We start from the raw sequence: 21,176 nt of genomic DNA on the forward strand, positions 1-21,176 counted from the left end.
AGCGACGCTAATTGCAGTTGGCAGGTCTATATATACATGAATCATCATGTGTAGAAAGGAGCGGGTATCTTGTATACTCGCTCTTTTTGCTTGGGATAATTTCGTAAAAATCTTGGAGGTGTCAACCATAGCAAAAGATCAAACTCAAGTTAACGAAAAGATTCGCGCAAAAGAATTACGTTTAATAGGTCAAGATGGAGAACAAATTGGCGTTAAAACGAAAAACGAAGCCCTTGAAATGGCTGAACGCGTTGGTTTAGATGTAGTCTTAATGGCTCCAAATGCTAAACCACCTGTTGCTAGAATTATGGATTACGGTAAATACAAATTCGAACAACAGAAAAAAGAAAAAGAAATGAAAAAGAAACAAAAAACAATTAATCTTAAAGAAATTCGTTTGAGCCCAACAATTGAGGAACATGATTTCCAAACTAAATTGAAAAATGGACGCAAATTTTTATCTAAAGGTGATAAATGTAAAGTTTCAATTCGTTTCAGAGGTCGTGCAATTACGCACAAAGAAATTGGTCAACGTGTTTTAGAAAAATTTGCAGAAGAATGTAAAGATATCGCGACAGTTGAACAAAGACCAAAAATGGACGGGCGTCAAATGTTTATTACGCTTAATCCATTAAACGAAAAATAATAAAGATATTACAGGAGGAAATGAATCATGCCTAAAATGAAAACACACCGTGGAGCAGCTAAACGTGTTAAAAGAACTGGTTCAGGTAAATTAAAACGTTCAAGAGCATTCACATCTCACTTATTCGCTAACAAATCTACTAAGCAAAAACGTAAATTACGTAAAGCTTCATTAGTACACAAATCAGACATGAAACGTGTAAAACAATTATTATCTTATAAAAAATAATTGACGAGAACTATATTCAAAAGATTATATTTAAGTACGAAGATATTTAGAGGAGGAATTTATTATGCCACGAGTTAAAGGTGGAACAGTAACAAGAGCGCGTCGTAAAAAGACGATTAAATTAGCTAAAGGTTACTTCGGTGCAAAACGCACATTATATAAAGTAGCAAAACAACAAGTAATGAAATCAGGTCAGTATTCATTCCGTGACCGTCGTCAAAGAAAACGTGATTTCCGTAAATTATGGATTACTCGTATTAACGCGGCTGCACGTCAACATGACATGAGCTATTCAAGATTAATGAATGGTTTGAAAAAAGCTGAAATTGATGTTAACCGTAAAATGCTTTCTGAAATTGCTATTTCAGATGAAAAAGCTTTCGGTGAATTAGTAGCTAAAGCTAAAGAAGCTTTAAAATAATATTTCAAAATAAAGAGATGTACAATAGTGTACATCTCTTTATTTTATATCTAATCATAAAAGATGATACATATATTCCGTTTTTTATAAACATTTTGATATATAGCGTTATCATTTGATAAAATGACTTTAATGTCATATTTAAGGAGTAAATTATGTCTAAATTTGATGAAATGATAACAGTGGTACCAAGAACTACTTTATTTAATAATGAAGATCATACATTTAATGGTTTCTTGGATAAAAATAGTAATAAAGGACAAGCGATTTTTGACACTTTACATCATTATGAAGTGAAACGTCGCGGTGATATGGAAGAAGATCCTACATATAAACAACTCATATCATATTGTATTCTAGAAAATGAACACGATGAAATACTAGTATATGAGCGATTATCTGGTGGCGGTGAAGCAAGGTTACATGGTCAATCTTCGATAGGTGTAGGTGGTCACATGAATGATGTGAAGGGTGCCGATTCTATCAATGAAGTATTGAGAGTGAATGCACAGAGAGAACTGGAAGAAGAAGTAGGACTGTCGTCTCAAAAATCACAAAATTTAGCTTATATTGGTTTTATAAACGATGATACCAATGAAGTTGGAAAAGTGCATATGGGCGTTGTATTTAAGATTAACGTCAGCAGTAAGGATGTTGAAGCAAAAGAAACTGACACTTTAAGAATCAAATGGGTCGATCAAGCAAAAATTGATAACTATGATGACTTTGAAACATGGAGTGCTTTAATATTACAAGCTTTAAAGTAGAGGTGTAACTGTATGTCTGATATCATTCCTTTTCCACGTTCTCAAGAAAAACTAACAAAAGAAATTAAATCAGCTTTTACAAGTCAAAATTATGATAAAACTTATGAACTTATTGAAGATTATGAAAGACAATTTGAACTTGATGATTCATTAGCACTATTAAAGTGTTCGTTATTATATGAAATGGGACATTTTTTGGAGCTACGTGAAGAAGCTATCATTTTGTTAAAGCAAGGTATAACAAAGTACGATGATCTAATGATTTTCTATATAAAAAGTCTTAGCGGATTAGGACAACATTTCGAAGTTGTTGAAGTAATAGATCAAATTATTGATGAAGTCAAAGATCATAGAACACGTATGGAGTTATTTCCATTAAAAGAATATTCACTAGGTCAACTTGAAAGGCATAATGAGAAAGCATCACAACAATTACAACAATTTGATGTATTATCATTAAGAGAGCAAGTGAATACAATATTAACGCTAATTGATCACAATCAGTTCGACTATCAATCTACGATTGCATATTTATTGACAGAGATTCCTTTAGCGCCTAATGTTAAAAGCATTATCCTTGAATATTTGCGATTTGCAGGTTATAGTGAGCCATTAGAAATTCAAAAATTTAATTATGATTTAATAGTAACACCAACAGAATTATCAGGATTAGATCATACAGTTATCAAATTACAAATTGTGCCTGAAGTGTTAAATCAACTTGAAGATAGTGCAGTGCAAATTCTAGATGAAGCACAAAGGTTAATGAACAACCATGCAATCATGCTATATCCAATTGATATAGAGACCATAGCGTCAATGTCAAATTGGATAGTAGCGTATGTAAATTACTTCAAGTCAATGTTAGGACTAGAAGAAATAAATGATACAAGTGAAGTTACCCAGTTGATTAGATTGATAGATGAACTAGAATAATTTAATTATTAATGTATAAATTGGGTAAGTAAGTATGGTAGTATTAAAAAATATTTGAAAATCAATTTCAATCAAATTTCAACCGTCCAATTGTTTTAGAAGTTCAGTGTTTGTGTAGAACATTGACGTATGCTATAATAATGGAGTTGAAAAAATAAAATAGGATAATCATGGAGGTTTTTATACATGACAGCAACTTGGGAAAAAAAGGAAGGTAACGAAGGCGTATTATCCGTTACAGTTCCAGCAGAAAAAGTAGACAATGCAATTGATAAGGCTTTTAAAAAAGTAGTAAAACAAATTAACGTACCTGGATTCCGTAAAGGTAAAGTACCACGTCCGATATTTGAACAACGCTTTGGCGTAGAAGCTTTATATCAAGATGCAGTTGATATCTTATTACCAGAAGCTTACGGTGAAGCAATTGATGAAACAGGTATTAAACCAGTTGATCAACCTGAAATCAATGTAACTTCAATCGAAAAAGGTAAAGAAATGACTTTCGAAGCAACTGTAGTAGTAGAACCAGAAGTTCAATTAGGTGACTACAAAGGTTTAGAAGTTGAAAAACAAAACACTGAATTAACAGATGAAGAAGTACAAGAATCTATCGATCATCAATTAGGTCATTTAGCTGAAATGGTTGTTAGAGAAGACGGTGCTATTGAAGACGGTGACACAGTAAACATCGATTTTGATGGTTATGTTGATGGAGAACAATTCGAAGGCGGACAAGCTGACGGTTATGATTTAGAAATCGGTTCAGGTTCATTCATCCCTGGATTTGAAGAACAATTAGTTGGTGTTAAAGCTGGAGAAGAAAAAGATGTAAATGTTACATTCCCAGAAGAGTACCATGCTGAAGAATTAGCTGGAAAAGAAGCTACATTCAAAACAAAAGTAAACGAAATTAAATATAAAGACGTTCCAGAATTAACTGATGAAATTGCAAATGAGTTAGATGCTGAAGCGAATACAGTTGACGAATACAAAGCAAATTTACGTAAACGTTTAGCTGAACAAAAAGAAACTGAAGCTGAAAATGCTCAAAAAGAAGAAGCAATTAACAAAGCTTCTAACAATGCGACAATCGAAATTCCAGAAGCGATGATTAATACTGAATTAGATCGTATGGTTCAAGAGTTTGGTCAACGTATGCAACAACAAGGCTTAAACTTAGAAACTTATTTCCAAATCTCTGGACAAGATGAATCACAATTAAGAGAGCAAATGAAAGATGATGCAGAAGAACGTGTTAAAACAAACTTAACTTTAACTGCAATTGCAGATGCAGAAGAAGTTGAAGTTACTGATGCAGACATCGACAAAGAGCTAGAAAAAATGAGTGAACAATTTAATATTTCAGTAGAAGATATTAAACAAACACTTGGTAGCACAGATATCGTTAAAAATGATGTGCGCATCCAAAAAGTTATTGATTTATTAGTTGATGAAGCAAAATTAGTAGAACCATCTAAAGATGACGCTGAAGCATAACTAAATATAAACTAAGCAAATTGTTTTGTGAATTATATGTTAGTTGTTTAATATAGTAATCCAGTAGCAGATGCATTCAATAATGTATCTGCTACAATACTTTATGCAAATAACTTGTGAATTGTATAAGTTGCATATTAAAATACTATTTAGTATAGTCTTTAGGGAATAGGGGTGTAAATAGAATGTTTAAATTCAATGAAGGTGAAGAGAATTTAAAATGCTCTTTCTGCGGTAAAGATCAAGATCAAGTTAAAAAACTAGTTGCAGGAAGTGGCGTGTATATATGTAATGAGTGTATTGAGCTATGTTCTGAAATTGTAGAAGAAGAGTTAGCTCAAGCTGAGCCAGAAGGCTTAACTGAATTGCCAACACCTAAAGAAATTATGGATCAATTAAATGACTATGTTATTGGCCAAGAAAAAGCTAAAAAGTCATTAGCAGTAGCAGTATATAATCATTACAAACGAATTCAACAATTAGGTCCTAAAGAAGATGAAGTTGAATTACAGAAGAGTAATGTAGCTTTAATCGGTCCTACAGGTAGTGGTAAAACATTATTAGCTCAAACATTAGCTAAGACACTTAACGTGCCATTTGCAATTGCAGATGCAACAAGTTTAACTGAAGCAGGTTATGTTGGTGACGACGTAGAAAATATATTATTAAGATTAATTCAAGCTGCGGATTTTGATGTAGATAAAGCTGAAAAAGGTATTATCTATGTTGATGAAATCGATAAAATTGCTAGAAAATCAGAAAATACGTCAATTACACGTGATGTTTCAGGTGAAGGTGTTCAACAAGCATTGCTTAAAATTTTAGAAGGTACAACAGCAAGTGTGCCTCCACAAGGTGGACGTAAACATCCAAACCAAGAATTAATTCAAATTGATACAACAAATATCTTATTTGTACTTGGTGGTGCATTTGATGGTATTGATGAAGTGATTAAACGTAGACTTGGTGAAAAAGTGATTGGTTTCTCAAGTAGTGAAGCTTCAAAATACGATGAAGATGCAATTTTACAGCAAATCAGACCGGAAGATTTACAATCTTATGGTTTGATTCCAGAATTTATTGGACGTGTTCCAATTGTAGCTAATTTAGAAACTTTAGATGTAGATGCTTTAAATAATATTTTAACGCAACCTAAAAACGCTTTAGTTAAACAATATACTAAGATGTTAGAGTTGGATGACGTTGAACTAGTATTTACTGAAGAAGCATTAGCTGCAATCAGTAACAAAGCAATTGAACGTAAAACAGGTGCACGTGGATTACGTTCTATAATTGAAGAAGCCTTAATTGATATTATGTACGATGTTCCTTCTTCTGAAGGTGTGGCAAAAGTTGTCATCACTGATGAAACAATAAATGAAGAAAAAGAACCTGAACTATACGATAAAGAAGGTAACCTTGTAAATAAGGAACAAACATCTGCTTAATTAATAATATGAAGAGTCTTAAGTTGAATGCTAACAACTTAAGACTCTTTTTTTTATATGAACTTTGTAGTAATAAAAGGGAATATTATAAAATGATTAACTCAATATAAAATCATAATGATTAAATGAATAATTCTTTATCACATTAATTATTCATATTCATATAAGTAAAACTGTAATATAATAGAACAGTCAGTTTAGTAGAAAAGAGGGTCGATAATTATGAAAATAAATCCAAATGAAATAGAATTACTAATCAGTGCAGTGAAACCAGAACAATACCCAGAAACTGGTCTTACTGAAATTGCTTTAAGTGGCAGATCTAATGTCGGAAAGTCGACATTTATAAATAGTATGATTGGTAGAAAAAATATGGCACGTACATCGCAACAGCCTGGTAAGACACAAACACTCAACTTTTATAATATAGATAATCAACTTGTCTTTGTTGATGTACCAGGATATGGGTATGCAAAAGTGAGTAAAAAGCAACGTGAGGCTTTTGGTAAAATGATTGAACGTTATATATCTGGAAGGGAATCGCTTAAACTTGTGATTCAACTTGTAGATTTAAGACATAATCCAACCGAAGATGATATCTTAATGTATAATTATTTGAAGTATTATGAATTGCCAACACTGATTGTTGCAACAAAAGAAGATAAAATTCCAAAAGGAAAAGTTCAAAAACATTTAGCAAATATTCAACAAAAACTAGAAATGGAACCAGAAGACGATATAGTTAGTTATTCATCAGTGAAAAACAATAAACAACAAATGATATGGGATAAAATCGAACGTTATTTATAATTAGTTAAAACTGTAATATAAATCATCGTAAAACTGTATAAATTAGGCTAAATTATGACAACAATTTGAATGCAAATTATAATTCTTCTAATTTAGTTAAGCAACATGCTTAACTAAAGCTATAATTGTGTTATAATTTACTTATTGTAATATGTATGGAGGGCGTTATAAATGCATTTAATTGCGGTTAGCATTAATCATCGTACAGCAGATGTAGCACTTAGAGAAAAAGTTGCTTTCAAAGATGATGCCATACGTTCAGCCCATGTTGATTTATTTGAAACAAAATCTATTTTAGAGAATGTTATTTTATCAACATGTAATCGTACAGAAGTATATGCAGTCGTAGATCAAATTCATACAGGTCGTTATTATATTCAACGCTTTTTAGCTCGATCTTTTGGATTTGATGTCGAAGAAATAAAAGATATGACAGAAGTAAGCGTGGGGGACGAAGCAGTTAATCATTTACTGCAAGTTACTTCTGGACTTGATTCTATTGTACTTGGTGAAACTCAGATTCTAGGACAAATAAGAGAAGCATTCTTTATTGCACAAGATGAAGAAACAACAGGTACGATATTTAATCACCTTTTTAAACAAGCAATTACTTTTGCGAAGAAAGCACATAATGAAACAGACATTGCAGATAATGCAGTAAGTGTTTCATATGCTGCAGTTGAACTAAGTAAGAAAGTATTTGGCAAAATCAACAATAAGCAAGCTTTGATCGTCGGTGCAGGGGATATGAGTGAATTATCACTTTTAAATTTAATTGGTTCAGGAGTTACAGATATTACGATTGTAAATAGAACTTTAAGTAAAGCACAAGATCTTGCAACGAAACACAATGTGAATTTTGAACCCATGTCATCATTACCGAAACTTTTAGCTAAAGTGGATATTGTTATTAGTTCAACGAGCTCTGATAATTATATCATCACGAATGATATGATACAGTCTATTGCAAGTGAACGAAAAAATGATTCATTAGTACTTATTGATATTGCAGTACCTAGAGATATTGAACCAAATATAGATGCGATTCAAAGTATTTTTAATTATGATGTAGATGATTTGAAAGGCTTAGTAGATGCGAATTTAAGAGAGCGTCAAAATGCAGCAAACGAAATTATGCATCGTATACCATCTGAAATTACTGCGCACAATGAATGGGTTAATATGTTAGGTGTTGTTCCTGTTATTCGGGCGTTACGTGAGAAAGCAATGAATATCCAATCAGAAACAATGGAAAGTATTGATAGAAAGTTACCAGGCCTTTCTGATAGAGAACGTAAAGTAATATCAAAACATACAAAGAGTATCATCAATCAAATGTTAAAAGATCCAATTAAACAAGCTAAAGAATTGAGTAGTGATAGAAAAGGTAACGAAAAATTAGAGCTGTTTCAAAACATTTTTGACATAGAAGCTGAACCTGGTTATGAACCACGTAAGAAGAAAAGTGAAGTGACTAATAGTCAAATATTAAGTTTTGAATAAGCATATTCAAATGGTGATGATATGCAAGAAACTTTATTTATTAGGTTAAATGAACTTATTTTAATATTTTATTTAATCAGTATTGCTTGTTATTTTATCGACTTTGTTAAAAAACATTACATTGTTAGTAAAGTAGGTTTTGTTACTTTGGGGATTGTTTGGTTGTTACAGACAATCTCTTTATCTTTTTATATAAATGTAACCCAACAAGTTCCTTTAAATAATATTTTTGATGTGCTCTTTGCTTTAGCATGGTTAATTATTTCTATTTCAATTGTAATCAGTGTGATAAAGCAGATTAATATATCAATTTTTTTATTTAACCTTATTGGGTTTGTATTTATTGCGGTAAATACTTTCCAACCAATGCATTATCAGAGCAGACTTGGTCAAACCACTGTGATAAATGAATTGTTAGTGGTACATATCGCATTGGCGACGGCAAGCTATGCACTTTTTGCATTTGCTTTTGTGAACTGTATCCTGTACTTAATTCAGTTTAAAAACTTAAAGCAAAAACGTTTCAATCAAAAATACTTTAGAATTGCTAGTGTAGCAACATTAGAGCAAGTCGTATTCTATAGTACATTAATTGGTTTTTCGTTTATTATTTTAAGTATTATATTAGGTGCACAATGGGGATTCAACACATTAGGTGCTAAGATATTGATTGATGCTAAGGTACTTTTATCAACGTTAATAACACTTTTATATGGTGTTTATTTGTTGTTTAGAGTAAGGAAAAAACTAGATTCAATAAAACTTATTTACTTTAATGCAATCTTATTTTGTCTAAGTATGATTAATTTATTTTTTGCTTCACATTTTTCAAGTATTCATTAAATATTAGAAATTTATGAGCGATTCATGATTTAATGACAATAAAGTCATTGATACAAGGAGGCACAACATGCGCAAACTAGTCGTTGGTTCTCGTAGAAGTAAACTTGCTTTAACCCAAAGCCAACAATTTATTGATAAATTAAAGGCGATTGATGAAAATTTAGAAATTGAAATTAAAGAAATCGTTACAAAAGGTGACCGTATTATTGATAAACAATTATCAAAAGTAGGCGGTAAAGGCTTATTTGTTAAAGAAATTCAAAATGAATTGTTTGATCATACTATTGATATGGCAATTCATTCATTAAAAGATGTACCTAGTGTAATCCCTGATGGCTTAACATTGGGATGTATACCAGATCGTGAAAATCCTTACGATGCGTATATAGCAAAAAATCATGTGCCATTAAGTGAGTTACCTGATAAAAGCATTGTTGGTACAAGTTCATTGAGACGCGGTGCACAAATTCTTGCTAAATATCCAAACCTAGAAATTAAATGGATACGTGGGAATATAGATACACGTTTGAACAAGTTAGAAACAGAAGACTACGATGCAATTATACTTGCTGCCGCAGGATTAAAGCGTATGGGATGGTCTGACGATATCGTAACATCATATTTAGATGAAGACACACTGATACCAGCAATTGGACAAGGTGCACTGGGTATTGAATGTAGAGCGGATGATAAAGAACTCTTAGATTTATTACAGAAAGTGCACAATGCTGATGTAGCTGATTGTGTTGCTGCTGAAAGAACCTTTTTAGCAGGTATGAATGGTAGTTGCCAAGTTCCAATTGGTGGTTATGCTACAAAAAATAATAAAGGCTTAATTGAATTTACGGGATTAATTATGTCACCGGACGGTAAGACACGTTATCAACATACTGAACGCGGAACAAATCCAATTGAATTAGGTGAAAAAGTAACAGAAGTATTGAATGCGCAAGGCGCGTATGAAATAATTAAGACATTAAACGAATCTGAATAAATCGTTTGAGGTGAATTAAATGAGACCAGTTATAGTTATGACACAAACTAGCGAATTTAAGAGTGAAGATGCATGTATACTACATAAGCCATTGATAGATGTAGCGCCATTGTATTTTGATACTCAATTACTAGATGTTAACTATGACTGGCTTATTTTTTCGTCTAAAAAAGCTGTTGAATATTTTTTACCGTACCTCGAACGAACTCCTGTAAAACAAATCGCAGTTATCGGTAAGAAAACAGCTGATTATTGTATGTCAAAAGGGATACAAGTAGATTTTTGTCCTTTAGATTATTCGCAAGAAGGGTTTATAAATGATTTTCAAGGCAAAAAAAATAGTAAAGTGTTAATACCTTCGAGTCAAGCAGCACGTCCCTATTTAAAAAATGCTTTAGAAGCAAGATTGATTTCAGTTCAGAAAATTGACTTATATCAACCTATTCCACATACTGAAAATATAAATGAAGTTATAAAGCTTTTATCAAATAATGAAGTAGATGCAATGACTTTTGCCAGTTCATCTGCCGTTAAATTTTTCTTCGAACATGTAGAGAAAATTAATTTTAGTCATTATTTTGTTATTGGAAATCAAACATTAGAAACAATCAATAGTTATGGTATCCAAGCTACGAAAGCAAATATACAGACACTAGACTCACTAGTGAATAAAATCTTAGAAAGTTGGAAAGATAATGCAATTTGATAGACATAGAAGATTACGTAGTAGTAAAACGATGAGATCGATGGTTCGTGAAACATACGTCCATAAAGAGGATTTAATTTATCCAATCTTTGTAGTTGAAAGAGATAATGTAAAAGAGGAAATTGTTTCAATGCCTGGTGTATACCAATTAAGTTTAAATTTATTAGATGATGAAATTAAAGAAGCTTATGATTTAGGTATACGAGCAATTATGTTCTTTGGAGTACCAAATGAAAAAGATGACATAGGAACAGGTGCATATGATCATAATGGTATTGTCCAAGAAGCAACAAGAAAAGCTAAAGCAATGTATAGTGATTTACTAGTTGTGGCAGATACATGTCTTTGTGAGTATACAGATCATGGCCATTGTGGTGTGATAGATACAACGACACAAGATGTTGATAATGACAAATCACTGCCACTACTTGTAAAAACAGCAATTTCACAAGTGGAAGCAGGAGCAGATATTATTGCACCAAGTAATATGATGGATGGATTTGTAGCTGAAATTCGCGCTGGCTTGGATGAAGCTGGATATCAAAATATTCCAATTATGAGTTATGGTATTAAATATGCATCAAGTTTCTTCGGACCATTTAGAGATGCTGCAGAATCAACGCCACAATTTGGTGATCGTAAAACATATCAAATGGATCCAGCGAATAGAAGAGAAGCGTTGAGAGAACTTGACAGTGATTTAGCTGAAGGCGCAGATATGATGATTGTGAAACCAGCTTTAAGCTTTTTAGATATCATTCGTGATGTAAGAAATTCAACTAATATTCCTGTTGTTGCTTACAATGTGAGTGGGGAATATAGCATGACAAAAGCTGCAGCACTTAATGGTTGGATTGATGAAAAAGCAGTTGTTATGGAACAAATGATTTCTATGAAACGTGCAGGCGCAGATATGATTGTGACTTATTTCTCTAAAGATATTTGTCGCTATCTTGATGAACAATAAGGAGGATATATAAATGAGGTATACAAATTCAGAGCAAGCAATGAAAAAAGCTGAAACTTTAATGCCTGGTGGCGTAAATAGTCCAGTGAGAGCTTTTAAATCGGTAGATACACCAGCGATATTTATGGATCATGGAAATGGTTCTAAGATATATGATATTGATGGAAATGAATATATAGATTACGTTTTAAGTTGGGGACCATTAATTTTAGGTCATCAAAATAAACAAGTCATTAAAAGAATTCATGAGGAAGTTGATAAAGGAACGAGTTTTGGTGCTTCTACTTTACAAGAAAATAAATTAGCTGAACTTGTTATTGAACGTGTTCCTTCTATTGAAAAAGTAAGAATGGTATCTTCAGGTACAGAAGCAACACTAGATACGTTACGACTTGCTAGAGGATATACTGGACGTAATAAAATTGTTAAGTTTATTGGTTGTTATCATGGTCACAGTGACTCTTTATTAATTAAAGCAGGTTCAGGTGTGGCAACACTGGGATTGCCTGATTCTCCAGGTGTACCAGAAGGTATTGCGAAAAATACAATTACAGTACCATATAATGATTTAGATGCTATTAAAGTTGCTTTTGAAGAATTTGGAGACGATATTGCAGGCGTTATCGTTGAACCGGTAGCAGGTAATATGGGTGTAGTACCTCCAGTGGATGGCTTCTTACAAGGATTAAGAGATATTACGAATGAATATGGCTCATTATTAATTTTTGATGAAGTAATGACAGGTTTTAGAGTAGGATACAATTGTGCACAAGGCTACTTTAATGTGACGCCAGATTTAACTTGCTTAGGTAAAGTTATTGGTGGAGGATTACCAGTAGGTGCATTTGGTGGAAAAGCAGAAATTATGGATAAAATCGCTCCAACTGGTGATATATATCAGGCTGGTACATTATCAGGTAATCCATTAGCCATGACTAGTGGTTATGAAACATTGAGTCAACTAACACCTGAATCTTATGAATATTTCAATGAATTGGGAGATATCCTAGAATCTGGATTGAAAACAGTATTTAATAAACATGAAGTGCCAATCACAGTTAACCGTGCTGGTTCAATGATCGGTTACTTCTTAAATCCAGGGCCAGTTACAAACTTTGATGAAGCTAATAATAGTGATTTAGAACGCTTCAGTCAAATGTATAGAGAAATGGCAAAAGAGGGTGTATTCTTACCACCATCACAATTTGAAGGAACATTCCTTTCAACTGCACATACGAAAGAAGACATTGAAAAAACAATTAAAGCATTTGATACTGCACTTAGCAGAATTGTATAAATTTCAACAATGTGCCCGAACAACAAAGTAGTTGAACGGGCACTTTTTTATTGGTTAATCTGATATAGAAATTAATGAAAGTTGTGAACTCATGAATAAACATTTAAGAAACAATTTAATTGTTTTAAGTTTAGCTATTATTTTAAGTTTAATACTTCATATGGCACATGTACTTTTACCGTATATGTTTGGTCCTATTATTGCCAGTATCGTATGCATTAAGTTCTTTCACTTAGAAATTAAATGGCCATTTTGGCTGAGTCAATTAGGTTTAATACTATTAGGCGTACAAATTGGCAGTACGTTTACTAAAACAGTGATCTATGACATTAAAGACGATTGGCTTACAATTATACTCATAACAGTCATGTTATTATTACTTGCACTTATAATTGCGTATTTCTTTAAAAAAATTGCTAAAGTAAATACTGAGACAGCAATATTAAGCGTTATTCCAGGCGCATTAAGTCAAATGTTAGTTATGGCTGAAGAAGATAAAAAAGCTAATATCATGGTTGTTAGTTTAACACAAACATCTCGAATCATATTTGTTGTTGTATTGGTTCCGTTTATTTCATACTTCTTTAAAGATTCTGGTAATCACGATGATTTGGTTACAAATACGACAAAAAGACTCACAGAAGCTTTAACAATACCGAATATGTTTATTTTAATATTAGCAATTGCAGTTGTTTATTTTATTATGGGTAAAATTAACTTTCCCACACGGCAGTTGTTGGCACCTATTGTTGTGTTAATTGCTTGGAATATGTTCACAGGTATTACTTTTACTTTAGATAGTTATATTATTGCAGCTGCACAGGTAATATATATGATAAGAATAGGCATTCAAATTGCTAGTTTATTAGACCAGATGAAAGGACGTATTGCAATCGCTATAGCCTTTCAAAATGTAATGTTAATTTTGCTTGCTTTTATTATGGTATTTATTATTTCATTGGTTTCAAATCATTCTATTAATGAATTGTTCTTAGGTGCAGCGCCGGGGGGTATGAGTCAAATTGTTTTAGTTGCGATAGAAACAGGCGCCGATGTTGCGATGATTTCTAGCTATCATATTTTCCGGATTTTCTTCATATTGTTTTTAATTGCGCCACTACTTAAGTATTATCTACAATTTAGAGAACATTCAAGAAATAAAATTTAAAAAGAAAATGAGCTTTAAATGATATATTTCAATTAATATCATTTAAAGCTTTTTTGTCAAATATAGTTAAAATTAGTGCATATATTTAATAAAAAACTCAAAAGCATGTGTTGTAAAAATACAAATTAATAGAATAATAATACCAATATAAAATTCAGATATTTCTGACTGTTAAAAAATTTTAAAACGTTTCTAACAACTCATATCACTGTAAGTAAACGCTTACGAACTGATTTTATTTGAGAAAACGACTGTTGACGAATCTCTCATACATGCTAAAATAACTTCTTGTAAATAAAAGGAGTGTATATGTCATGAAGTTTAACAAGCATAAAATAAACACCGTAGACATAAATCAGGCAAAGAAAAGTGTATTTGCAACTGGTATCGGTAATGCTATGGAGTGGTTTGATTTTGCTTTATATTCATATTTAGCCGTGATTATAAGTAAAAACTTTTTCAGTCAAGTTGAAAATGATGAAATAAAACTTATTTTTACATTTGCCACTTTCGCGATAGCATTCTTGTTACGTCCTGTCGGTGGTATTGTATTTGGGAAAATTGGGGACAAATATGGACGAAAAGTTGTACTAACATCGACCATCATTTTAATGGCGTTCTCTACATTTATCATAGGTATTTTACCTACATATGACCAAATTGGAATTTGGGCACCAATTATATTATTACTTGCTCGTATTTTACAAGGATTTTCAGTGGGTGGTGAATATGCTGGTGCAATGGTATATATTGCAGAATCGTCACCAGATAATAAACGTATTAGATTGGGAAGCGGACTAGAATTAGGTACTTTATCTGGTTATATCTTCGCTTCAGTATTAATCACAATCATGTTTTGGTTAATACCTTCTGAAAGTATGCAATCATGGGGCTGGAGAATCCCATTCTTTATCAGTGTACCTATTGGATTGTTTGGATTATACTTGAGATCACATCTTGAAGAATCACCTATCTTCGAAAATGATTTAGCTAATCATGAAGAAGAAGAACCAGGTTTCTTACAAATTGTTAAGGAAAATAAACGTGATATTTTATTATGTGTCGTATTTGTAGCATTTTTCAATATTACTAATTATATGTTATTGGGTTATATGCCTTCTTACTTAGATGAAATTGTTGGCATTAAAGATACAATCAGTACACCAATTACTGCAGTCGTATTAATCATTATGCTACCATTCGCAATTATGTTTGGTCGTTTAGGTGATAAGAGTGGTAATAAGAAAATTATTAGCGTTGGGCTAATTCTAGGAATCGTATTTTCAATATTTTCATTCCAGTTCTTAAATGGTGGAAATTTAGGGTTCTTATTCATCGGATTACTAATGATAGGTATTGTATTATCCGTTTATGAAGGTACAATGCCAGGGACATTACCAACATTGTTCTTTACTAATGTGAGATATAGAACATTATCATGGACATTCAACATAGCCGTTTCAATTTTTGGTGGGACAACACCATTAGTTGCTTCTTGGTTAGTACATGTGACGAACAATAATTTAGCACCAGCATTTTATCTATTGGCAGTTAGTGTTATTGGATTAGTTGTTGTATTATTCTTATTTAAAGATACTTCAAAACAATCGCTAAAAGGTTCTTATCCTACAGTTGCTTCAGAGAAAGAGTTTGAAATCGCTGTAGAAAATCCAAAAGATTCATTATGGTGGAAATCAGAAACTAAATAGTATGTATTAGAATTAAGAAAAATTTCTTAGTTAAAATAGAGAGCAGATTAAAATCATTTGATTTTAATCTGCTCTTTTAATTGTATTCCTTATTAAGATAATGTATTTAAATATATCAGTATATGTTATGTGATTATTACAATATATTTCAAAAAGCTGTATTTCAATAAGTTAATTATTATTTGGGTTATTAGGACACGACTGTAGATGAGCATTATACAAACCAGCAGCTTCTAAAAATGAAAATACAGTTACTGGACCTAAAAATTTGAAACCATATTTCTTTAAATCTTTTGATAGTTGTTTTGCACGGTCATCAATAGTAATCCGTTCAGATGAATGATTATATTTAAAGTCTATAGGCTTATGATTGACATATGACCATAAAAAATCACTGAAACTTCCGTGTTCTTTTTCTATTTTTAAATAACCTTGAGCTTGGTTTACGATAGCTTCTAACTTTTTTCGATGATGAACGATATTTGGAAATAACATGAGTTCATCAATATCTTCAGATGTCATTTTTGAAACGACTTCTGGATCAAAATCATGGAATGCCTTTTCATATGATTCCTTTTTCTTTAAAATAGTTAGCCATGATAAACCAGCATGCTGAGATTCCAGTGCTAAAAGTTTAAATAGGTCATGACTATCATACATTGGTTGGCCCCATACTTCATCATGATATTGTATATAGATTGGATCTTTTGTTCCAAAAGCACATTCATTCATAAATTTTACCTCCTGTGCATTGACTTATTTGAGTATCCATTATACTATAATTAAGGAAATAAATATTGTATTTGGGAAGAGTAAATATAGTTAGATTTAACAGAGAGTACACAGATTGCTGAAAGTGTATAATTTAATATATTGAAGGTAGCCCACGATGAACTTTTACTGAAATACAACGTTTGTAGATTAGGTTGAAGCGTGTTTGAGCGTTAATCATATTTAGAGTGCACGTATTAAAGAAGATTTAATACGTGAATTTAGGTGGTACCACGGAATATCCGTCCTATAATATTAGGGCGGATATTTTTTATTTTAAGGAGGATTTTATCAAATGGAAATGAAACCAAAATATAATCCGAGCGAAGTTGAGTCAGGACGTTATGACCAATGGGTAAACAATGGATACTTTAAAGCTGCAGAAGATAATACAAAAGAAACATATACAATCGTTATTCCACCTCCAAATGTAACTGGTAAATTACATTTAGGGCATGCATGGGATACGACATTACAAGATATTATTACACGAATGAAACGTATGCAAGGGTACGATACTTTGTACTTACCAGGCATGGATCATGCTGGTATCGCTACTCAAGCAAAAGTAGAAGCGAAGTTAAACGAACAAGGTTTATCAAGACATGATCTTGGTAGAGAAAAATTCCTTGAAAAAGCTTGGGAATGGAAAGAAGAATATGCAAGTTTTATTCGAAATCAATGGTCTAAATTAGGATTAGGATTAGATTATAGCAGAGAGCGATTCACTTTAGATGACGGCTTAAGTAAAGCTGTAAAAAAAGTTTTTGTTGATATGTATAACAAAGGTTTAATTTATCGTGGTGAATATATTATTAACTGGGATCCTGTTGCAAGAACCGCTTTATCTGATATTGAAGTTATTCATGAAGATGTTCAAGGTAAATTTTATCATTTCAAATATCCATATGCTGATGGTGAAGGATTTATTGAAATTGCTACGACAAGACCAGAAACAATGTTAGGTGATACAGCAATTGTTGTAAATCCCAATGATGAGAGATACAAAGATGTAATAGGTAAAAATGTTATTTTACCAATCATCGGTAAAACATTGCCTATATTAGCAGATGAATATGTAGATATTGAATTTGGTAGTGGGGCGATGAAAGTAACGCCAGCACATGATCCAAATGACTTTGAAATTGGTAATCGTCATGATTTAGAACGCATCATTGTTATGGATGAATCTGGTAAAATGAATGAAAAAGCTGGTAAATATGAAGGTATGGACCGTTTTGAATGTCGTGAGCAATTAGTAAAAGATTTAGAAGCAGAAGGTTTGGTTATTAAAATAGAAGAGCATGAACATTCTGTGGGGCATTCTGAGCGTTCGGGTGCAGTGGTTGAACCTTATTTATCAACTCAGTGGTTTGTAAAAATGAAACCATTGGCTGAACAAGCGTTAAATAATCAAGAAACAGATAATAGAATAGATTTTGTTCCAGCACGATTTGAAAAAACATTCAATCGATGGATGGAAGAAATAAGAGATTGGACCATTTCACGACAACTTTGGTGGGGACATCAAATTCCGGCATGGTACCATAATGAAACAGGTGAAATCTATGTTGGAGAAGAAGCACCTGAAAATCCAGAGCAGTGGACACAAGATGCTGATGTACTAGATACATGGTTTTCAAGTGCATTATGGCCATTTTCTACATTAGGTTGGCCAGATGTGGATGCAGAAGACTTTAAACGTTATTTCCCTACGAATGCTTTAGTAACAGGTTATGACATTATTTTCTTCTGGGTTGCACGAATGATATTCCAAGGTTTAGAGTTTACTGGTGAAAAACCATTCAATGATGTTTTATTACATGGTTTAGTGCGTGCAGAAGATGGACGCAAGATGAGTAAATCATTAGGAAACGGTGTTGACCCAATGGATGTCATCGATGAATATGGTGCAGATAGTTTAAGATATTTCCTTGCAACTGGTTCGTCACCTGGTCATGATTTACGTTATTCAACAGAAAAAGTTGAATCAGTATGGAACTTCATTAACAAAATATGGAATGCTGCGCGATTTAGTATTATGAATATTGGTGATACATTTAAAGTAGAAGATATTGATTTATCAGGTGAATTATCACTTGCGGATAAATGGATTTTAACACGATTAAATGAAACGATTGCTAATGTAACTGATCTTAGTGAAAAGTATGAATTCGGTGAAGTTGGTAGATCTTTATATAACTTTATTTGGGATGATTTCTGTGATTGGTATATTGAAATGAGTAAAATACCAATGAATGGTGAGGATGAATCACAAAAGCAAACAACAAGATCTGTTTTAACGCATGTATTAGATAATACAATGAGAATGTTGCATCCATTTATGCCATTTGTAACCGAGCAAATTTGGCAAAATTTACCACATCAAGGTGAAACAATTGTTAATGCAGCTTGGCCTGAAGTGGACGAGGCTCTTGTTTTCGATGAAAGTAAAGAAACAATGCAACAACTTGTTGAAATTATAAAATCAGTCAGACAATCTAGATTAGAAGTAGATACGCCATTATCAAAAGCAATCCCAATCTTTATTCAAGCTAAAAATGATAATACTAAAGCAACATTGATTAACAATTCAAATTATATCGACAGATTCTGTCATCCAAGTGAATTGACAATTGAGACTGAAATTGAAATTCCTGAAAAAGCCATTACATCAATAACTACAGCAGGAGAAGTGATACTTCCATTAGAAGGTTTAATTGATATGGATAAAGAAATCGCTCGATTGGAAAAAGAATTGGAAAAATGGCAAAAAGAATTAGATCGTGTAAATAAAAAATTAGCAAATGAGAACTTCGTAAACAAAGCACCTGAGAAAGTAATAAACGAAGAACGTAGCAAGCAAACAACGTATCAAGAAAAATATGATGGTGTTAAGTTACGAATTAAACAATTAAAATCATAGGAGTCCTTAACATGAATTACCTTGACAGCTTATATTGGATACATGAACGAACTAAATTTGGCATCAAACCAGGCGTTAAAAGAATGGAGTGGATGCTAGAACAATTGAACAATCCACAATTTAATATAAATGGTATTCATGTTGGTGGAACAAATGGGAAAGGTTCTACAGTAGCTTATTTAAGATCAGCATTAGTTGATAATGGATATGAAGTTGGAACCTTTACTTCACCATTTATAGAGACTTTCAATGAAAGAATAAGCCTAAATGGTGTTCCAATCAGCGATGATGAAATTGTCGAACTTGTTCAAAAGGTAAAACCAGTAAGTGAATTATTAGAAGTTGAAACTGACTTAGGCGTAGCTACAGAATTTGAAATTATAACTACTATGATGTTTTTATATTTTGGTGAAATACATCCAGTAGATTTTGTTGTAATTGAGGCAGGACTCGGTATTAAAAACGATTCAACAAATGTATTTAAGCCAATTCTGTCTATATTAACTAGTATTGGTTTAGATCATACAGATATTTTAGGAGAAACATACGCTGATATTGCTAGAGATAAAGGTGCTATTGTTAAACCAGAAACACCTGTAATTTATGCAGTGAAAAATGAAGATGCTTTGCATATCATTCGTGAGTTAGTAGAGCAACAAAATGCTGAAGGTATTGAATTAGAAAGAGATATCAGTATTATTTCAGAAGATGAAGAATTCACTTATCGTTATAAAGATTATGAATTAGAGACGCTAATGTTAAACATGTTAGGTGAACATCAAAAAGAAAACGCTGCGCTTGCCATAACTGCATTAATTGAATTAAATGAATCAGGTGTTGTAGATTTAAACTTCAATAAAATGATAGATGGTATAGAATCTGTAACTTGGACTGGTAGAATTGAACAAGTTAAAGAGGAACCACTAATGATTGTAGATGGCGCCCATAATAATGAAAGTATTGAAGCATTAATTGAAACAATTAGAAATTATTATCATAGAGATAAGTTAGATATATTATTTGCAGCTACTAAAGGTAAACCAATTGCGACAATGGTGGATCAACTAAAAGAAATTGCTGAAACGTTTTATATTACTGACTTCGATTTTCATAAAGCTATGGATAAGCAAGATATATTTAATGAAATCAAAGTAGATGATAAAATTCTAATCGATGATTGTGTAAGATTTATCGAAAATTATGAAGGTGAAGGTTTATTAATAACAGGTAGCCTATATTTTATCAGTGAAATAAAAGCAAAAGTGAATTTTTAAATTCATAATTCAAATCATATTTTTTAAACTTTTATGTGTTTATATTTTTTACAAAGTAGTTATATAGTGATTTATTTAAAATTGTATGACTAAGATGAATATATTCAAAACAAATAAAAACGTCAATTTCTATTTACCTCAATAGAAATTGACATTTTTTTTATGTCGAAATTTTAATGTGAATTCATAGGAGCAATAATATTCTGCTCCGTATCTTAAATCATTCAATGTAAATATAAAGCAGTTTTCAAATTATTAAAATTTA

Annotated in this window: 19 protein-coding genes and 2 other annotated features (1 of these 21 cut by a window edge); of the genes, 18 read left to right on the forward strand and 1 reads right to left on the reverse strand. The window is 32.0% G+C overall.

Annotated elements, in window-relative coordinates; translation table 11 throughout:
- Positions 1-95, forward strand: a sequence feature (ribosomal protein L20 leader region); it begins 33 nt to the left of the window's first position.
- Between the two features lie 23 nt (positions 96-118).
- From infC to MHZ36_RS04280, 16 genes are all read left to right on the forward strand, one after another.
- Positions 119-646 (forward strand): translation initiation factor IF-3, encoded by a 528-nt coding sequence (infC, locus tag MHZ36_RS04205; protein WP_239229982.1) that lies wholly within the window; start codon positions 119-121, stop codon positions 644-646.
- 27 nt (positions 647-673) lie between these two features.
- Positions 674-874 (forward strand): 50S ribosomal protein L35, encoded by a 201-nt coding sequence (gene rpmI / locus MHZ36_RS04210; protein ID WP_042738458.1) that lies wholly within the window; start codon positions 674-676, stop codon positions 872-874.
- Positions 875-938: 64 nt separating this feature from the next.
- Positions 939-1,295, forward strand: a complete 357-nt coding sequence (gene rplT, locus MHZ36_RS04215; RefSeq protein ID WP_042738459.1) for a 50S ribosomal protein L20 — start codon at positions 939-941, stop codon at positions 1,293-1,295.
- A gap of 155 nt (positions 1,296-1,450) precedes the next feature.
- Entirely contained in the window at positions 1,451-2,062 is a 612-nt protein-coding gene (locus tag MHZ36_RS04220) for an NUDIX domain-containing protein (protein WP_239229816.1), read from the forward strand.
- Positions 2,063-2,074: 12 nt separating this feature from the next.
- Positions 2,075-2,998 carry a hypothetical protein gene (locus tag MHZ36_RS04225; protein WP_239229817.1) on the forward strand — a complete coding sequence of 308 codons (924 nt, stop codon included), beginning with the start codon at positions 2,075-2,077 and terminating at the stop codon, positions 2,996-2,998.
- 186 nt (positions 2,999-3,184) lie between these two features.
- Positions 3,185-4,495, forward strand: a complete 1,311-nt coding sequence (gene tig, locus MHZ36_RS04230) for a trigger factor (protein WP_239229818.1) — start codon at positions 3,185-3,187, stop codon at positions 4,493-4,495.
- A 185-nt stretch (positions 4,496-4,680) separates the two neighbouring features.
- Entirely contained in the window at positions 4,681-5,943 is a 1,263-nt protein-coding gene (gene clpX, locus MHZ36_RS04235) for an ATP-dependent Clp protease ATP-binding subunit ClpX (RefSeq protein WP_239229819.1), read from the forward strand.
- A 222-nt stretch (positions 5,944-6,165) separates the two neighbouring features.
- Positions 6,166-6,753: a ribosome biogenesis GTP-binding protein YihA/YsxC gene (yihA, locus tag MHZ36_RS04240; RefSeq protein ID WP_239229820.1), complete on the forward strand. Its 588-nt coding sequence runs from the start codon at positions 6,166-6,168 to the stop codon at positions 6,751-6,753.
- Between the two features lie 171 nt (positions 6,754-6,924).
- Positions 6,925-8,256: a glutamyl-tRNA reductase gene (hemA, locus tag MHZ36_RS04245; RefSeq protein WP_239229821.1), complete on the forward strand. Its 1,332-nt coding sequence runs from the start codon at positions 6,925-6,927 to the stop codon at positions 8,254-8,256.
- Positions 8,257-8,277: 21 nt separating this feature from the next.
- Positions 8,278-9,099: a cytochrome c biogenesis protein CcsA gene (gene ccsA / locus MHZ36_RS04250; RefSeq protein WP_239229822.1), complete on the forward strand. Its 822-nt coding sequence runs from the start codon at positions 8,278-8,280 to the stop codon at positions 9,097-9,099.
- 67 nt (positions 9,100-9,166) lie between these two features.
- Positions 9,167-10,093 (forward strand): hydroxymethylbilane synthase, encoded by a 927-nt coding sequence (gene hemC / locus MHZ36_RS04255; RefSeq protein WP_239229823.1) that lies wholly within the window; start codon positions 9,167-9,169, stop codon positions 10,091-10,093.
- A 19-nt stretch (positions 10,094-10,112) separates the two neighbouring features.
- The gene (locus tag MHZ36_RS04260; RefSeq protein WP_239229824.1) at positions 10,113-10,799 is read left to right on the forward strand and encodes a uroporphyrinogen-III synthase; all 687 of its coding nucleotides are present in this window, start codon (positions 10,113-10,115) and stop codon (positions 10,797-10,799) included.
- Positions 10,789-11,766, forward strand: a complete 978-nt coding sequence (gene hemB / locus MHZ36_RS04265) for a porphobilinogen synthase (protein WP_239229825.1) — start codon at positions 10,789-10,791, stop codon at positions 11,764-11,766. Before MHZ36_RS04260 ends, hemB begins: the two co-directional genes overlap by 11 nt.
- Positions 11,767-11,779: 13 nt before the next feature.
- Positions 11,780-13,063, forward strand: a complete 1,284-nt coding sequence (gene hemL / locus MHZ36_RS04270) for a glutamate-1-semialdehyde 2,1-aminomutase (protein ID WP_239229826.1) — start codon at positions 11,780-11,782, stop codon at positions 13,061-13,063.
- A gap of 91 nt (positions 13,064-13,154) precedes the next feature.
- On the forward strand, positions 13,155-14,231 hold the full coding sequence (locus MHZ36_RS04275) for an AbrB family transcriptional regulator (protein ID WP_239229827.1): 1,077 nt from the start codon (positions 13,155-13,157) through the stop codon (positions 14,229-14,231).
- 314 nt (positions 14,232-14,545) lie between these two features.
- The gene (locus tag MHZ36_RS04280) at positions 14,546-15,940 is read left to right on the forward strand and encodes an MFS transporter (protein WP_239229828.1); all 1,395 of its coding nucleotides are present in this window, start codon (positions 14,546-14,548) and stop codon (positions 15,938-15,940) included.
- A 171-nt stretch (positions 15,941-16,111) separates the two neighbouring features.
- On the opposite strand, the gene MHZ36_RS04285 is transcribed toward MHZ36_RS04280, so the two are convergent.
- Positions 16,112-16,672, reverse strand: a complete 561-nt coding sequence (locus MHZ36_RS04285) for a DNA-3-methyladenine glycosylase I (RefSeq protein WP_239229829.1) — start codon at positions 16,670-16,672, stop codon at positions 16,112-16,114.
- A 58-nt stretch (positions 16,673-16,730) separates the two neighbouring features.
- Positions 16,731-16,964, forward strand: a binding site (T-box leader).
- A 42-nt stretch (positions 16,965-17,006) separates the two neighbouring features.
- Between MHZ36_RS04285 and MHZ36_RS04290 the strand changes: the two genes are divergently transcribed.
- Both MHZ36_RS04290 and MHZ36_RS04295 read left to right on the forward strand, forming a co-directional pair.
- Positions 17,007-19,637, forward strand: a complete 2,631-nt coding sequence (locus MHZ36_RS04290) for a valine--tRNA ligase (protein ID WP_239229830.1) — start codon at positions 17,007-17,009, stop codon at positions 19,635-19,637.
- 11 nt (positions 19,638-19,648) lie between these two features.
- Complete coding sequence (locus tag MHZ36_RS04295) at positions 19,649-20,911, forward strand: bifunctional folylpolyglutamate synthase/dihydrofolate synthase (RefSeq protein WP_239229832.1); 1,263 nt, start codon at positions 19,649-19,651, stop codon at positions 20,909-20,911.
- Positions 20,912-21,176: the final 265 nt, after the last annotated feature.

Origin of the sequence: Staphylococcus sp. ACRSN (assembly GCF_022346615.1) — a bacterium.
Lineage (GTDB): Bacteria > Bacillota > Bacilli > Staphylococcales > Staphylococcaceae > Staphylococcus.

Excerpts from the sequence above, each read along its gene's own strand:
- rplT (WP_042738459.1), top strand. The coding sequence starts at position 939 with ATGCCACGAGTTAAAGGTGGAACAGTAACAAGAGCGCGTCGTAAAAAG.
- hemB (WP_239229825.1), top strand. The coding sequence starts at position 10,789 with ATGCAATTTGATAGACATAGAAGATTACGTAGTAGTAAAACGATGAGA.
- MHZ36_RS04280 (WP_239229828.1), top strand. The coding sequence starts at position 14,546 with ATGAAGTTTAACAAGCATAAAATAAACACCGTAGACATAAATCAGGCA.
- tig (WP_239229818.1), top strand. The coding sequence starts at position 3,185 with ATGACAGCAACTTGGGAAAAAAAGGAAGGTAACGAAGGCGTATTATCC.
- ccsA (WP_239229822.1), top strand. The coding sequence starts at position 8,278 with ATGCAAGAAACTTTATTTATTAGGTTAAATGAACTTATTTTAATATTT.
- MHZ36_RS04225 (WP_239229817.1), top strand. The coding sequence starts at position 2,075 with ATGTCTGATATCATTCCTTTTCCACGTTCTCAAGAAAAACTAACAAAA.
- yihA (WP_239229820.1), top strand. The coding sequence starts at position 6,166 with ATGAAAATAAATCCAAATGAAATAGAATTACTAATCAGTGCAGTGAAA.
- hemC (WP_239229823.1), top strand. The coding sequence starts at position 9,167 with ATGCGCAAACTAGTCGTTGGTTCTCGTAGAAGTAAACTTGCTTTAACC.
- MHZ36_RS04285 (WP_239229829.1), bottom strand. The coding sequence starts at position 16,672 with ATGAATGAATGTGCTTTTGGAACAAAAGATCCAATCTATATACAATAT.
- hemA (WP_239229821.1), top strand. The coding sequence starts at position 6,925 with ATGCATTTAATTGCGGTTAGCATTAATCATCGTACAGCAGATGTAGCA.
- MHZ36_RS04260 (WP_239229824.1), top strand. The coding sequence starts at position 10,113 with ATGAGACCAGTTATAGTTATGACACAAACTAGCGAATTTAAGAGTGAA.
- hemL (WP_239229826.1), top strand. The coding sequence starts at position 11,780 with ATGAGGTATACAAATTCAGAGCAAGCAATGAAAAAAGCTGAAACTTTA.
- clpX (WP_239229819.1), top strand. The coding sequence starts at position 4,681 with ATGTTTAAATTCAATGAAGGTGAAGAGAATTTAAAATGCTCTTTCTGC.
- MHZ36_RS04295 (WP_239229832.1), top strand. The coding sequence starts at position 19,649 with ATGAATTACCTTGACAGCTTATATTGGATACATGAACGAACTAAATTT.
- MHZ36_RS04275 (WP_239229827.1), top strand. The coding sequence starts at position 13,155 with ATGAATAAACATTTAAGAAACAATTTAATTGTTTTAAGTTTAGCTATT.
- MHZ36_RS04290 (WP_239229830.1), top strand. The coding sequence starts at position 17,007 with ATGGAAATGAAACCAAAATATAATCCGAGCGAAGTTGAGTCAGGACGT.
- rpmI (WP_042738458.1), top strand. The coding sequence starts at position 674 with ATGCCTAAAATGAAAACACACCGTGGAGCAGCTAAACGTGTTAAAAGA.
- MHZ36_RS04220 (WP_239229816.1), top strand. The coding sequence starts at position 1,451 with ATGTCTAAATTTGATGAAATGATAACAGTGGTACCAAGAACTACTTTA.